The organism is Devosia soli (assembly GCF_000970455.1).
Lineage (GTDB): Bacteria > Pseudomonadota > Alphaproteobacteria > Rhizobiales > Devosiaceae > Devosia > Devosia soli.
The window spans coordinates 246,612-261,086 of sequence record NZ_LAJG01000005.1; the positions used below are offsets into that span (position 1 = coordinate 246,612).

12 protein-coding genes and 1 tRNA gene are annotated in these 14,475 nt (G+C 60.7%); 2 read left to right on the forward strand and 11 right to left on the reverse strand.

What is annotated here, in order from left to right; genetic code table 11:
• Nucleotides 1-6 precede the first annotated feature (6 nt).
• The 4 genes from VW35_RS01865 to VW35_RS01880 form a co-directional block, all read right to left on the reverse strand.
• Nucleotides 7-1,173 carry an ABC transporter permease gene (locus tag VW35_RS01865; RefSeq protein ID WP_046141299.1) on the reverse strand — a complete coding sequence of 389 codons (1,167 nt, stop codon included), beginning with the start codon at nucleotides 1,171-1,173 and terminating at the stop codon, nucleotides 7-9.
• A gap of 9 nt (nucleotides 1,174-1,182) precedes the next feature.
• Nucleotides 1,183-2,169: an ABC transporter permease gene (locus VW35_RS01870; RefSeq protein ID WP_046141300.1), complete on the reverse strand. Its 987-nt coding sequence runs from the start codon at nucleotides 2,167-2,169 to the stop codon at nucleotides 1,183-1,185.
• A 197-nt stretch (nucleotides 2,170-2,366) separates the two neighbouring features.
• Entirely contained in the window at nucleotides 2,367-4,478 is a 2,112-nt protein-coding gene (locus VW35_RS01875) for a family 10 glycosylhydrolase (protein ID WP_046141301.1), read from the reverse strand.
• An 81-nt stretch (nucleotides 4,479-4,559) separates the two neighbouring features.
• Nucleotides 4,560-6,488, reverse strand: coding sequence for an ABC transporter substrate-binding protein (locus VW35_RS01880; protein WP_046141302.1), 1,929 nt, complete (start codon nucleotides 6,486-6,488; stop codon nucleotides 4,560-4,562).
• Nucleotides 6,489-6,616: 128 nt separating this feature from the next.
• Between VW35_RS01880 and VW35_RS01885 the strand changes: the two genes are divergently transcribed.
• Nucleotides 6,617-7,732, forward strand: coding sequence for a LacI family DNA-binding transcriptional regulator (locus VW35_RS01885; protein WP_244465806.1), 1,116 nt, complete (start codon nucleotides 6,617-6,619; stop codon nucleotides 7,730-7,732).
• A gap of 11 nt (nucleotides 7,733-7,743) precedes the next feature.
• Here VW35_RS01885 and VW35_RS01890 read toward each other — a convergent pair whose 3' ends face one another.
• The 6 genes from VW35_RS01890 to VW35_RS01920 all read right to left on the reverse strand — a co-directional run bounded on the left by VW35_RS01890 (nucleotide 7,744) and on the right by VW35_RS01920 (nucleotide 13,174).
• On the reverse strand, nucleotides 7,744-8,187 hold the full coding sequence (locus tag VW35_RS01890) for a BLUF domain-containing protein (RefSeq protein WP_046141303.1): 444 nt from the start codon (nucleotides 8,185-8,187) through the stop codon (nucleotides 7,744-7,746).
• Entirely contained in the window at nucleotides 8,180-9,784 is a 1,605-nt protein-coding gene (locus VW35_RS01895) for a sensor domain-containing protein (RefSeq protein ID WP_052951429.1), read from the reverse strand. The genes VW35_RS01890 and VW35_RS01895 overlap by 8 nt, the downstream gene beginning before the upstream one ends.
• A gap of 165 nt (nucleotides 9,785-9,949) precedes the next feature.
• A tRNA-Gln gene (locus tag VW35_RS01900) sits at nucleotides 9,950-10,024 on the reverse strand.
• Nucleotides 10,025-10,113: 89 nt separating this feature from the next.
• The gene (locus VW35_RS01905; protein ID WP_052951430.1) at nucleotides 10,114-10,467 is read right to left on the reverse strand and encodes a PRC-barrel domain-containing protein; all 354 of its coding nucleotides are present in this window, start codon (nucleotides 10,465-10,467) and stop codon (nucleotides 10,114-10,116) included.
• A 185-nt stretch (nucleotides 10,468-10,652) separates the two neighbouring features.
• Nucleotides 10,653-12,491: a malto-oligosyltrehalose trehalohydrolase gene (gene treZ / locus VW35_RS01915; protein WP_046141306.1), complete on the reverse strand. Its 1,839-nt coding sequence runs from the start codon at nucleotides 12,489-12,491 to the stop codon at nucleotides 10,653-10,655.
• 11 nt (nucleotides 12,492-12,502) lie between these two features.
• Nucleotides 12,503-13,174, reverse strand: a complete 672-nt coding sequence (locus tag VW35_RS01920; RefSeq protein ID WP_046141307.1) for a DUF6766 family protein — start codon at nucleotides 13,172-13,174, stop codon at nucleotides 12,503-12,505.
• Between the two features lie 214 nt (nucleotides 13,175-13,388).
• Here VW35_RS01920 and xth point away from each other — a divergent pair, with 214 nt between their 5' ends.
• The gene (xth, locus tag VW35_RS01925; protein ID WP_046141308.1) at nucleotides 13,389-14,168 is read left to right on the forward strand and encodes an exodeoxyribonuclease III; all 780 of its coding nucleotides are present in this window, start codon (nucleotides 13,389-13,391) and stop codon (nucleotides 14,166-14,168) included.
• On the opposite strand, the gene VW35_RS01930 is transcribed toward xth, so the two are convergent.
• A complete protein-coding gene (locus tag VW35_RS01930) occupies nucleotides 14,165-14,404 on the reverse strand; it encodes a hypothetical protein (protein WP_046141309.1) in 240 nt (79 codons plus the stop codon). The two genes, xth and VW35_RS01930, sit on opposite strands and share 4 nt — an antisense overlap.
• Nucleotides 14,405-14,475: the final 71 nt, after the last annotated feature.

A 14,475-nucleotide genomic window follows, 5' to 3' on the forward strand; every position in this document is an offset into this window, starting at 1 on the left:
AGCTCCTCAGGTTTCGTAGGGATCGGCGGCATCGCGGAGGCCATCGCCGAAGAAATTGAAGGAGAGAACCGCGATCACAACGGCAAGGCTGGGCCAGATGAGGAGCCAGGGCGCGGTCGAGATGGAGCGGATGTTTTGCGCATCCTGCAGCAGCACGCCCCAGGAAACGACCGGCGCCTTGAGGCCTACACCGAGGAAGGAGAGCGAGGTTTCGGCGATGATCATCGAGGGCACGGCAAGCGTGACGACGGCGAGGATATGGCTCGTCAGCGAGGGCAGAATATGCCGGAAGATGACGCGGCGTTCGGAGGAGCCATCGAGCTTGGCGGCCGTCACGAAATCTTCGTTGCGGAGGGAGAAGAAGCGACCGCGCACTTCCCGGGCGAGGCCGGTCCAACCCAGCAACGAGACAATGATGGTGATGACGAAATAGACGTTCAGGGGCGACCAGGTGAGCGGGATGGCGGCGGCTAGGCCGAGCCAGAGCGGAATGGTCGGCATGGCGCTGACGACTTCGATGATGCGCTGGATGACCGTGTCGACCCACCCGCCGAAATAGCCCGAGATCGAGCCGAGTACGACACCAAGAAAGAGCGACATGCAGACGCCGATGAGGCCGATCGACATGGAAATGCGGGTGCCATAGATCAGGCGGCTCAAGAGATCGCGACCGAGGCGATCAGCGCCCAGCAGGTACATGGTCTGGGTCGGATCGAGCGGGCCGATGAGGTGGCGGTTGGTATCGAAGACGCCCCAGAACTTATAGGCCGAACCTTCGACGAAAAGGCCGACGGGGACGATTACGCTGTCATCGACGACGAAGGTACGACGGAGCGCGGCCCTGTCGATCTCGACTTTATAGCCCTTCACATGCAGTTGGAACTGACCATCGGGGGTGAAAAAGCCGATGCTTTGCGGCGGCGCGTATGTGTATTGAGCGCGGCTGGTATCGGGCAGGCCCGGCGCCAGAAACTCGGCAAAGGCACCGATGAGATAGAGGGCCAAGATAACGCCGCCGCAGAAAAGGGCGACTTTCTGCTTGAGGAATTTGCGCCAGATCAGCGTCCATTGACCGGCGGCAGCATCGGAGATCGGGTCCATGCCGGGTTTGAGGCCGGAAATGGCGGGACCGTCTTCGGCGAGCTTGGCATCGAGGATGGGCGTAAGGGTCATCGCATCACCTCAATTGTATCGAATGCGCGGATCGAGCAGCGCAAGCAGGATGTCGGACACGAGCATGCCGACGAGGGTCAGCACGCTCAGGAGCAGAATGAAGCTGCCGGCGAGATACATGTCCTGCGCGACGAGCGCCCGGAGGAGCAGCGGGCCGGCGGTCGGCAGGTTGAGGACGATGGCGGTGATGGTGACGCCGGAGACGAGTTCTGGCAGCACCCAGCCAATGGCCGAGACGAAGGGATTGAGCGCAATCCGCACCGGGTATTTCACGATGACCTTGTATTCCGGCAGGCCCTTGGCGCGGGCGGTCGTCACATAGGGTTTTGAAAGCTCATCGGTGAGATTGGCGCGGAGAATGCGGATCATCGCGGCCGTGCCGGACATGCCGATGACGAGGATGGGAATCCAGAGGTGGAGGATCAGATCCCAGAGTTTTTCGAGGCTCCATGGCGCGTCGACATATTCGGGCGAGAAGAGGCCGCCGACGGACTGGCCGAAGACGCGGAAGGACACGTACATCAGCGTCAGCGCCAGGATGAAGTTTGGCACGGCAAGGCCGATGAAGCCAAAAAATGTAAAGACGTGGTCGCCGATCGAATTACGGCGGACGGCGGAATAGATGCCGATGGGAAGCGACACGGCCCAGACGAGGAGCAATGCTGCGAAGGAAATGGCGAGGGTCGAGCCCATGCGCGACCAGATGACTTCGGAGACCGGCTGGTTCCACTCGAAGGAAAAGCCGAAATCGCCGCGGGTAAGAATGCCCAGCATCCACTTGCCGTATTGAATCCAGATCGGCTGATCCAAGCCATATTGCGAGCGGAGGCGCTCGACCGTCGCGGGATCGATCGGAGCGCCGCCATCGGCGAGCGTCGAGAGCAGCGAGGTCAGATAATCGCCCGGTGGCAGCTGGATGATGGCGAACGAAATGATCGACATGCCGATCAGGGTCGGGATCATGTAGACCAGTCGCTTCAAGATATAGTTCAGCATTGCCGCTCCTCTTTCGGCTTTGCGGGATGGTCCGGCGGGAGTGCCGTCGGGCCGGGTGGTTTGGTGGCTCCCGCAAGACCCCCACCTAGCCTCCCCCTGGGAGGGGGAGGGATGGCGGCAGTGGTTCGGGAGATGTCGAGTTAGGCTTCATGTGCCCCTCCCCATTCCAGGGGAAGGTTGGGTGGAAGTATTTCCGCTCACTCCCAAGCCAGATGGACCACCTCCATGGTCTCGATCTGGCTGATGTCGACCGTTACACGGTCATCCGAGATTCGGAATGGGACGGCTTCATCCGCGACCAAAAGATTGACGGATTTCAGTTTTTTCCCCTTGGGGATTTCGAGCGTGGCGGTGAGCGGGCCGACGGGCCATGTGTCGCGCAGGGGGCCCTTCATCATCATGGGATTGGTGAGATTGAGGAGGCATAGCGCCCTGCCCTTCTCATCCTCGTGGAGGCCGACGTCGAAAACGCCTCGGCCTTCAACGGTGACTTCAGGCGTCTTGCCGAGCGCCCATTTGACGGCGTTGGCGATGAGACGGCCCTGATCCTCGGCCATGTAGGTCCAGAACACCTCGCCGATGTTCCAGGGAATGTAGACGACGCGGCCGCCGGCTTCGGTTGTGCGGGCAGCGACACCGACGCCCTGGGGCGGCTGGCGGGGATAGACTTCTTCCATCGGCAGATCGGGGAAATCCGGGATCTTGAGGAATGGCGTTTCCAGTGAGGTGGTTGGTTCCACGGCTACGTCCTCGGTGCCGCCGATGATGCGCTGGGCTGTGCCGAAACCTGCATTGATCGGGTGGCTGCCGTTGAGTGCAACGTAGGAATTGCGGACATTGGCGCGCGGGGCCGAGGTCATTTTCACGCCGAAGACATCGGCGAGACCGAAGTCAGCGCGGGCGGCGCCCTTTTCGTCGTAAAGCGAGGTCTGGTGCGCGGCGACGACAGAACCACCTTCGACGACGAAGTCACGCAGCGCCTGACACTGAGCATCGGAGAGATACGTGGCGTTGGCGAGGATAACGAGCTTGTAGCGGCGCAACTCCTCGACCGTCATGATCTGGTCAGAGAGGAATTCGAAGGGCAGACGGGCTTCGACAAGGGCGTGGTAAAATCCCATGTCGTTGAGTTCGGCGAGATGGCGTTTGTCGGGGTCCCAATGGCGGAGGGTGGTTGCCGGATCGATGATGGCGATCTCGGCCTTGGGCAGCATGGAGCCGATGACGGGCTCGACCTTGGCGTGAAGCTTGAAGGCGTTTGCCGTCGGCTGGACCCAGCGATCATCGGGAATGCAGGCGTTGAACTTAGTGAACCAGGGGAAAAGACCCTGGGTGATGCCGGCATGGATCCATTGCTCAATTTCGGGGCCGGTCTGCACCGAATCTTTCCAGCGCGGGATTTCCTCAGGGCCGATGGAGGTAATGAGCCCGACTGGCCGATCGCGGAAGGTGGCGCGGATGCGCTTGCCGTTGCGGCCGGCGGACCAAGCAGGCTCGACATTGCGGCGGCCCTGATGGTCGACGAACAGAATGGGGCAATGCTTCTTGATGACCGAGAGGTCGAATTCCATGAGCGAGGAACCGCTCATATTGGGAATGAAGCTGGCGTGCGGTTTTACCTTTTTGACCTCGGTGTCCCAATGGGCAACGAGCTTGGTGAGCGTCGTGCGGCGCCACGCGGCCCAGGCTTGCCAGACGGGGTCGGAGGCGGTGGTCGTTTGGGGAAGATCGAAGCCGCTCGCATCGCGGAAATTTTCTTCGCAGGCCTTGCAGTAGCAGACGCCGTGGCCCTGCCAGCGATTACCGAAGAGGGCGTCGATGTCGTACTTCTGGGCGATCTCGACGATGACCTTGGTCATGAAGTCGAAATTGTAGCTCGAATAGGCGCAGGTGACGAAAATGCCGGGCATGGCCCAGTGTTCGCGTGGGCGGCGATCGGCTGTGAGCGAGACCCATTCGGGATGTGCTTCAGCGGCATCGGCATGGATGGCGTGGGGATCGACGCGGGCCATGACGTGCATATCGAGTCTGCGCGCTTCGGCGACGAGCGTGCCGAAGGGGTCAGTGTCGCCGATGAATTTTGAGACGTAGTGGAGCGGGATTTCGCTCGGATAGTAGGCGATATAGCCGCCGGCCGAGAGGCAGATGGCATTGGACTGGGTGCGCTTGAACACCTCGACCCAGAAGGCAGGGTCATAGCGCTGTGGATCGTCCTCGACGAAAGTAAGCTGGGTCCAGCGCGTGGCCGTCTTGTACCAATCAGGCGTGCGGAGAGTAGACGCAGCTGGGCTGTCTTCGATTTTGAGCATCGGACGATCCGGTTCTTTTGGGCTTTGGGAGGCGCACCGGCGGGACAAAGCCGCCGGTGCCTAAGCTGACGTTGGGAGGGGTCAGCTGATGTAATATTGCTCGGGATTGGTCGGCGCGGGCGTCGGGTAACCCCAGGAATTGGGCATGGTCGGTTGCACGTTCTTGAGGCGATGGGCGACGATGCCATAGCCATCGAGCGGCAGGGTGATGCCGAAGACGTAGAACTCGTCGGCGGCGATCTGGAGGATTTCGGCCATTAGCTCGTTCTGGCGGACCGGGTCGCTCGATTGGCGCAACTCGTTATAGGCTTCGAACTGGCGCTTGGTGGCTTCCGGCGGCTCCACGGCATCGACGGAGTCCTTGTCGTTGTACCAGATCTGCCAGCCCTTGGCGTACATGGCTTCGGTGGTGTTGGGGAAGAAGTAGCGCGGATCGAGAATGGCGACGATGCCGCCATTGCCGCCGAACTTGTGCACGGTGGCGTCATATTCGCCGCCCTGGCGGACGCGGACTTCCCAGAGCGAGCGGTCCATCGTGCGCATCTGCGCATCGATGCCGACCGCGCGGAGCATGGGGAGAACGAGCTGGAAGCTATCGACGAAGGTCTGGCGGACCTGGTCGATCTCGAAAATAATGGTCACGCGCTTGCCGGTCTCGTCGAGGCGCATGCCTTCGCCGTCCTTGTTGGGGATGATGGCATCGAGCAGCTCATTGGCCTTGGCGGTGTCGTAGGCGGTGAACTGGGTCGCCAGCTGCTCGTTGTAGAGCGGGTCTTCGGGACGGATCGAAGGCTGGGCCGGAGCGCCTTGGCCGATGAAGACGGTGTCGATGACTGCCTGGCGGTCGATGGCGTGGCTGAGGGCGGCGCGGAAATCCTTATTTTGATAAAGGGCGCGCTTGGCCGGATCGGGATGGGTCAGGTTGAGCTGGAACACCATCTCGTTCGGCTCGGTCGAGGTGGTGGTGTAGAACCCGTATTGGCCGGTTTCCTGCCCGTCATAGAGCACGGCGCGGTTGGCCGGGGTGCAGATCCACTGGTCGAGCAGGTCGATCTCGCCCTGCAGCGCCTTGAGCAGCAGCACTTCGTTGTCGGCGGCGACGGCATAGGTGATGCGGTCGATATAGGGCAGCTGGTTCCCCTCGGTATCGACCTTGAAATAGTAGGGGTTGCGCTCGGAAATCGAGAACTCGGCGGACTCGCCGATGGGCTGGGTGACGCGCCAGCCGTAGAGCGTCGGCACGTCCTTGTTCTTGAAGATTTCGCCATCGACGGCGATGCCGCTCTTGATCTGGAAGAGCTGAACCCAGCCGGTCATGCCCTGATCGGTCGCGAGCTTGTCGGCATCGGGATTATACTTGATGTGGAACTGCTCAAGATAATGGCGCGGCGTGCGCGTGGTGCGGTCGTCATTGGCCCAGGCGAGGCGCAGCGGCAGCAGGCCGTTGGGCTGGTTGAAGACGATGCGGAAGGTCAGATCGTCGATCTTCTCGAATTTTGCCGTGCTGCCATCGGTCGAGCGCAACGGGGTCGGCGGGGACTGGGCCAGTTCCTCGTTGAGGAGAATATCCTCGTAGAAGAACATCACGTCATCGGTGGTGAAGGGCGTGCCGTCGGACCATTTATGGCCTTCGCGCAGCTTGAAGGTGTAGGCCGTCGCGTCTTCGTTGGCTTCGAAGCTTTCCGCGACATTGGGAATGACGCCGCCGAAATCAGGCGTATAGCGCACGAGCGGCTCATAGCCCTGATATCGGTGCATCATGTTGAGCGAACCGCCGCCGACAAGCGCGGCGCGGAGGTCCCCGCCATATTGACCGACGCTTTCGAACGGCTGCACCACCATGGGATTGACCGGCAGGCGCTCAGCCAGCGGCGGAAGGGTGCCGGCGGCCACGGCTTCTGCAAGCGCCGGGGCTTCCTTGAGTGGAGCCTGTGCAAAGGCCGGGATGGCCGGCAGCACGAGTAGGGCGCCGGTCGCGGCCAGAAATGTTCTACGGGAAATGTTGGTCATCGATGCCTCCTCCGCCCGGGCAGCTAACACGCCGCTCTTCAAGCTAACACAAGCCAATCAACACCAAACCGTTAGGTCAATATCCTGATTTTGGTTTTCTGACAGAAAATTCCTTACGCTCTATAACGTTGATTCTGAAGCGTTTTATAGGGTTCAAAACACAAAACTTGCGCAAAACAAAGCATGTGTTAGAACCTAACAAAAGCGCGAAAGGTGGGCGATTGAAAAAAATCACGCTGCAGGAAATCGCCGACGAGTTGGCCATTTCGAAGTTCGCCGTTTCGCGCGCCCTGGCGGGCAAGGATGGGGTGAGCGAAGAGACCCGCACTCGCGTCAACGCCAAGGCGCTGGAGATGGGATACCTCCGCGCGGCGGAGGTCGCAGCGACACGCGCTGCTGTCCATATCGTTTTCAACGACCACGACCCGGTCAACAGCGAACTCTGGATGCAGATGCAGAACGGCATGCAGCGCGAAGCCGCGGAGTCTGGCTACCAGGTGCAGATTCACTGGACGGCGGATGCCGCCAGCGTCGAGAACATCGCGCGCGCCAGCGCCGGCGTCGTGCTGGTGGGCCAGCATGATGGTGCGACGCTGCAGGTCTTGAAGGCGGCCGGAAAGCCGATCGTCCGGTTGGGCTGGGTCTTGCCGCTCGAAGAGGTCGACCAAGTCACCGGCGCCGACCACGAGGCGGGAAATGCCATCGGCCAATATCTGCTCGAGCGCGGCCATCGCCGCATCGGCTTCGTTCATGGCAGCCGGGTGCTGCGCGGGCGCATGGAACGTCTTTTCGGGCTGCGTGAAGCGCTGCTCAGCCAGGACGATGCGAGCGTGAGCGAGATTCAGTTCGGCGAGGACGGATTTGCCGGCGCTTTTCTCGATCTCAAGATCGAAGGCGACATGCCAACGGCGCTCTTTTGCGCCCACGACGCGCTGGGCGTGCATGTCGTGTCGGAACTTCACCGGATGGGGCTGCGCGTGCCGGACGACATCTCTGTCGTCGGCTATGGCGATTTCGCTGCCGCCACCCAGATCTCCCCTCCCCTAACGACGGTTCGCCTGCCGGGTTCGGATATGGGGATAGCTGCGTTCAGACTGCTGCTCGACCGGATGAACAGCACCGGCTATCGGCTGCCGCCGCAACGGGTGATGTTGGTTCCACGGCTCGTCGAGCGCGCTTCCGTTCGTTCACTGGATACGGACAAAGCGCCAGGATCGGCAGAGCGCCGATCGAAAGCGATCTAAGGGGCCGAGGTTCAGGCCGCGGCGCTTTCTTCCTCGACGGCAAGGTCGCGCAGAATCCGGTGGATTTCTTCGCTGCCCAGAAGGCTGAGATCGAAACCGCTACCCTGACCGATAGCGGAGAAGCTGGCGGCCTGGGCTGCAGATGAGCCGACATAGCCCATGGCCCAGTTAGGGAATGAGCGGGTTTCGATAGGGCTCAGGGCAAGAAGCGAGACTTCACCGTGGCGCTCATCCTGCTGGATGCGCTCGAATGCGGCTTCGACGACGCCGAGCGGGCCTTCGAGCACCTGGGCAAAGCAGCCGTTGTTGAACAGGAGCGCGCCAGTGATGCCGTCGCGGACATTGTTGCGGCGGCTGGCTGCCAAGATGTTTTCGACATTGGCTGTAAAGGCCGCCTGGTCGCCGGCAATATGGTTTCGGCTGTAATAGACCAACTGATAAAGTGCGTCAGGCATTAGTGTTCTTTCTCATTTGCGACTGCAGCAAATCGGCGACGGCGGCGTCGTTCATCGGCCGGCCGGTAAAATAGCCCTGTACATGCGTGCAGTTCTGGCTGCGGATATGTTCGAGCTGATCAGAAGTCTCGACGCCTTCGGCGGTGATGGCGATGCCCAGACTCGAACCGAGGCCGGCGACGGCCTTGAGGATCGCCTGGCTATCCGAGCTTTCGCCCACGACGAAGGAGCGGTCGATCTTGATCTTGTCGAACGGGAATTTCTGCAGATAGCTCAGCGACGAGTAGCCTGTGCCGAAATCGTCCATGGAGATTTTGACGCCGAGGCCGCGCAGCGCGTGGAGCGTTGCGAGCACATTTTCGGTGTCGTCGAGAAGGGCGCTCTCGGTGATTTCGAGTTCGAGACGGTTGGCTGCAAGGCCGGTCTCCTTGAGCGTCGCCTCGACAGTATCTAGCAGATTGTCGGACTTGAACTGGAGCGGCGACACGTTGACTGCGATGGTGAGATTTTCCGGCCAAGAGACAGCGGCTTCGCAGGCGGTGCGCAAGACCCACTCGCCGATCTTGACGATGAGCCCGGTTTCTTCGGCCATCGGGATGAAGTCGAGCGGCGGTACATTGCCGCGCACCGGATGCTGCCACCGCAGGAGCGCCTCGAAGCCGCGGATATTGTTGCCCTCAAGTTCGACGAATGGCTGATAGTTGAGGCGGAACTGGCGCAGGGCCAAGGCGCGGCGCAGGTCTATTTCGAGTTCGCGCCGTTCGCGCAGGGAAACCTGCATGTCCGGCTCGAAGACGCGGAAGCGGCCCTTGCCGGCGCGCTTGGCTTCGTAAAGCGCCAGATCAGCATCCCGAAGAAGATCGCGGGCCTGCTGACGCTCTTCGCGCAGGGCCACGCCGACGCTGGCGCCGATATTGATGGTGTGGCCCGAAAGGACATAGGTCCGCCCGACGAGGTCGACGATGCGGGCAGAAAGACGCTCGGCTTCTTCGCTCGACGGCACATCGCGCTGGAGGATGACGAATTCGTCGCCGCCGAGACGCGCTACCATGTCGCCGGCGCGGCAAGCCGATTTCAGGCGATCGGCGACTTTCTGGAGCAGCAAATCCCCTACCCCGTGGCCGAGCGTGTCGTTGATGACCTTGAAGCGGTCGAGGTCGATGCAATGGACGGCAAACTGGCGCGCACCCGCGAGTTCGCCATCGATGGCGCGCATCAACGCGTTGCGCTTGGCCGCGCCGGTCAGCTCATCGACGTCATCGCGGGTCAAGCTGGTCGATTGCGGGGCGCGCGCCGTCAGGATGATGAAATTCGCATCGAGACGGGTGAGCGTCGCTTCGAACTTCTGATGGCCGGATTCGAGCTGGAGATGAACGGGCGCGGTGACGGCCGGCAGGCTTTGGGTCAGTCTTGGAAAGATCGCGCTAACGGGCAGCGAAGGATCGACCTGTTCGAACGCCCTATTGGCAGCAGTATTGCACCAGAGAATAGCGCCCTGTGCTTCGAGCAACAGGACCGGGTCGGGGAGCGAATCGAGAATCGCGTCAAACCCCGGCAAGTCCGGGGATACCCATACGTTTTTTGCCAGACCAGTCATTTCGCCTCACAGCTATACCGCTCCAACTTCTAGGGAATTTCCTAATGAATAGCTGTGCGGCCCGGCCGATCGGACGAGGGTTTGTACTTAGGCTAAATGGTTGGTGAACGGCGCGGGAGAAGGTGTCGGACCGCGATCAAACCTAACCGCCGATGGAAGCGAAACTGGCTGGGGTGCTAGGATTCGAACCTAGGAATGCCGGTACCAAAAACCGGTGCCTTACCGCTTGGCGACACCCCAACTGTGGCGGGTTCCTACACGGTTTGAGATGGGTGCGCAACATGGATGGCAGGGGTTGGGCACAGGGGTTTTCGTTATGGTGCGGCGCCCTATTGTTCCCATTTGGGTAACGCTGAGAACTCGTCGGCACTCAGGGCGGTGGTGATCCGGTTGTTGATGAGTTCGGTATTGGCGAGGTCAAGGATGACGATGCCGGCCGAGGTCTCGATGGCGAGGGCAGTCGGCGTATCCTGATCGTCTCCCAACACGCGGTTAACCGAGCCGAGCTCCTGTCCGTCGACGTCGTAGATGGTTTTGCCGACGGTCTGCTCGACGGTGAGGCCAAGAACACCCAGGGAGGCGTTAGCGTCGGTGAGTATGACGGTATCGGCACCGAACTCCTGTGCGGCGGCAGGGGTCGTGGCAACGAGCACGGCCAGAAGAACGGCAAGGGACTTGTGCATGGTTAACTCCGTCATTGCCCCGTAACCGCGCGGAGGCGCTGGTGGTTCCGAAAGGGCGGCGAAGTGTGTTGCTCCGATCGGGGCGGATTGCTTCAAGGTCTGGCCCGCTGCGAACAACTCCATAGCGTGGGGCGGGAGCAGCGGGCCTTAATCGAGATGGCGCAGCGCCATCGCTTCGAAATTGGCTAGATCTCGATGGTCCAGAGGACCGACCAAGGGCCGAGCACGGCCTCTTCGATAAAGCCCTGGAGATAGATGCGCCGGCCGATGATGGCCGGGACATCGGATTGAGTGTCGTCGGAGAGGTTGGCGTAGAGGCGAATTTTGGAGCCATCGCCCATGCGCCAGGAGACCAGCACCGCCTTTGGGCCGAGCGCTTCATATTCGGATGCGAAACCCTCCTGGCCGACCAGACGCGGAATGATCTCCATCTTTCGAACGTCGATCAGCGAACGATAATGCAGCAGCCAATCGGCGTGCGGCTGGGCGCGGAGGTTTTTCCAATCGAGCTTGGCGGACTGGAACGTCTCCAGGCTTGTCGGATCCACCGCCTCTTCGACATTGGGCTTGCTCGGATCGTCGTGTTCAGGAGTCGACTTCAGTTCTTCCTGACGACCTTTGCGAACGATGTCGCGCAGCTCGGCCGGAACATCGGAGAAGAACGGGAAAGGCCGCTCTGTTGCCCATTCCTCGCCCATAAAGAGCATGGGGATCTGCGGCAGAAGAAGATAGACCGCCGTCAGCGCTTTGACCGCGTCAATATGGGCTAGCTGGTTGATGCGATCGCCGCGGACACGATTGCCCACCTGATCGTGGTCCTGCATGTAGGCGACAAAGGATGTGGCGGGGAGGCCGCTGCTCGGTTCGCCGCGCTTGACGCCTTCGTGGATCTTGAGTTCGCCCTGATAGGCAAAGCCTTCTGCGAGGGCGCGCCCGAGCTTATCGCAGCGTTCCTCGAGATTATCGAAATCGGCGTAATAGCCGGTGTTCTCGCCGGTGGCGGCCGAATGGAGGAGGTGGTGAACGTCGTCATTCCACTGAGCTGTGAAATGAACCGGCTCCGACCCGCTGTTGCGCCGCAGCCAGCGCTCCTGGTTTTCGGAGTTTTCAATGATGAGGTGGGTATAGCGGTGCGGCCGGGCCGAGCGCAGCCGAGCGGCAAGAAGCTCCAGAATATGGGTCGAGCTATCGTCGGTTATGGCATGGACCGCGTCGAAGCGCAGGCCATCGAGATTGAATTCGCTGGTCCAATAAAGCGCGCTTTCGACGACGAGCTCGCGGATGACCTTGGAGTCCTTGCCGTCGAAATTGATGGCCTCGCCCCATGGGCTCTCGTGCGCCTTGGTGAAGATGGGTGCAATCGGGACGAGATAATTGCCCTGCGAGCCAAGGTGATTGTAGACGACATCGAGAAAGACCATCAGCGAGCGCGCGTGAGCGGCATTGATGAAGGCCTTGAGGTCCCCGGGGCGGCCATAGCTGGAATCGGGGGCGAACCACATCGCGCCGTCATAACCCCAATTGAATTTGCCGTAGAATTCGGCAATCGGCATGATCTGGATGGCCGTCACGCCGAGTTTGACGAGATGGTCGAGCTTGCCGATAGCGGCCGAAAACGTGCCTTCATCGGTAAAGGTGCCGATATGCAGCTCGTAGATGATGGCCTCTTCCCAAGGGCGGCCGATCCACTCGACGTCAGTCCAGGCAAACGAGCGCGGGTCGATGACTTCGCTATAGCCATGGATGTCGTCGGGCTGAAAGCGGGACGTGGGGTCTGGAATTTCGGAGCCATCGGGCAAGACGTATTTGTAGAGCGTACCCGCGCCGACATCTTCGACGACGGCACGATGCCAGCCGTCGTCGCGAGGGTTGAGATCGACCAGCGTGCGCTTGCCTTTGAACTTGAGTTTCACCGAGGACACTTTTGGCGCCCAGATGCGGAAGCGGGTGCCGTCGTCGCGCACTTCGGCGCCGAAGCGCATCTTGTGGCTGCGGGGAATAGAGGTTGGTTTCGGCCGTCTCATCGAGTGCCTTTTCAATGACCTGTTTTGGAATGGGGATCGGCTACGGGCTTGGACTCGGGAGAACCACGATGCCGGAGCATGATCGAAAGGACGACCAGGACGGCCGTCGATAGAAATTCGGATTGCCAGTTTTGAAAGGATTCAAACCAGAGCTGGGCATCGGCGAGATAATGCAGCAGCGTTTGCTGCGGCAGACCGTGCATCCCCGCCTCCTCGTTGGCCGAGGCGGCGCTGCCGAGCCAATGGAGAATGAAGGACGCGAGGAAGAGCGCAAGAAGCGCCAGGCCCAGGGAGTATGAGTAAATAAAGGACCAAAGACCCCCTGCCCTTACGGGCCATGGCGTCTTTTGGTCGTGACGCTTTTTGGCAGGGTCTTCGTCTTCGGGATTGTTGCCATCGGGATCCTTGGATTCGGCGGAGCCGCGCTGAAAGAGGAAGGCCGTCATGATCACATAGGCCGACATCTGGAGAAATTCGCTCTCCCAGTTTTCAAACAAGGCTGACTGGAAGGACGAACTCAAAAAGTATGCGAGAAGCGACAGGGTGGGCCTATCATGGGCAAGAAGATCCTGGTTCTCGGAAATCCATCCAGCCCAGACCATGCCGCCCAGGCACAAGAGGAAGACACCGACCAGAGCAATGGTGAGACCGTTATCACGCAAGAACCGCGTGGCTTTCGACATCAAAACCTCCCAAGCACCGCATGGCTGCAATGGACGGATTGGGTAAGCGTTCCCGCACAATGATGCATGATTTTCGTGCTGATCCAGGGCGGGGTGAAGGCCGTATTTAGCTGCTTGGGTCCAGGGATTTGGGGGGCGGAATCTGCGGCCTGGACCTGCTGACAACCTGGCAGACACAGACGGATCATTCTGCCAGGCGCCGAGTTAATCCGGCATGCGTATCGCAAGCTACAATATCAATGGGATCAACGGGCGGTTGGGCATCTTGATCGACTGGCTCGATGAGACGCAGCCGGACGCTGTCTGCCTGCAGGAACTCAAGTGCGACGACGGCAAATTTCCGGCATCGGCGCTGGAAAAGGCCGGATATGCAGCGATCTGGCAGGGGCAGAAAAGCTGGAACGGCGTCGCGATCCTGAGCCGCGGGCGCGAGCCGGTCGAAACGCAGCGCGGACTGGCAGGTGAGGCGGAAGACGGGCAATCGCGCTATATCGAGGCGGCGGTCAATGGCGTTCTGATTGGCTGCCTTTATCTGCCCAATGGCAATCCGGCGCCTGGGCCGAAGTTCGATTACAAATTGCGCTGGTTCGAGCGGCTGCGCGAGCGGGGCAAGGCGCTGCTAGCGAGCGAGGCGCCAGTGGCGCTGGTTGGCGACTTCAACGTGATGCCGACGGAGCGAGACGTCTATGCCCCGGACCGGTGGCGGGACGATGCCCTGTTCCGGCCTGAGGTGCGCAAGGCCTTTGGGGAGATGATCAAGGATGGATGGACCGACGCGGTGCGGAACCTGCATCCGGACGAGAATATCTATACCTTCTGGAAATATTGGCGGCAGAGTTTCGAACGGGACGCCGGTTTGAGGATCGACCATTTTCTCTTGAGCCCGACCTTGCTGCCGCGGCTGACCGAAAGTGGCGTCGACCGCCACATCCGGGCCCTAGAGGGTACGAGCGACCATGCGCCCGTTTGGATCGAGATCGCCGACGCCGGCTAATGCCAGCGGGTGGCGTCGCGCGGCTGACGGCGCTCCATCTCGCGATCGTAAATCTCGACGGCGAGCGGGGTTTCCAAAATTGCCCTCAAGCGTACGAAGAGTTCCCGTTCGGCTTCATCGAAGGCTTCGTGGTCGTATAGGGCATCCATCAATAGAACCACGATATCATCGGCAGTAACGGGAAGCCGGCCCAATCTATGCGATATCGGGACCATGTCATTGGTGAGCTGCGGCATGAGTTTCTCCGGTTATTCGGCAGGACGAACGCACAACAGGCGGCGGGGCTCCCGCATCGTCTGAAAACGTG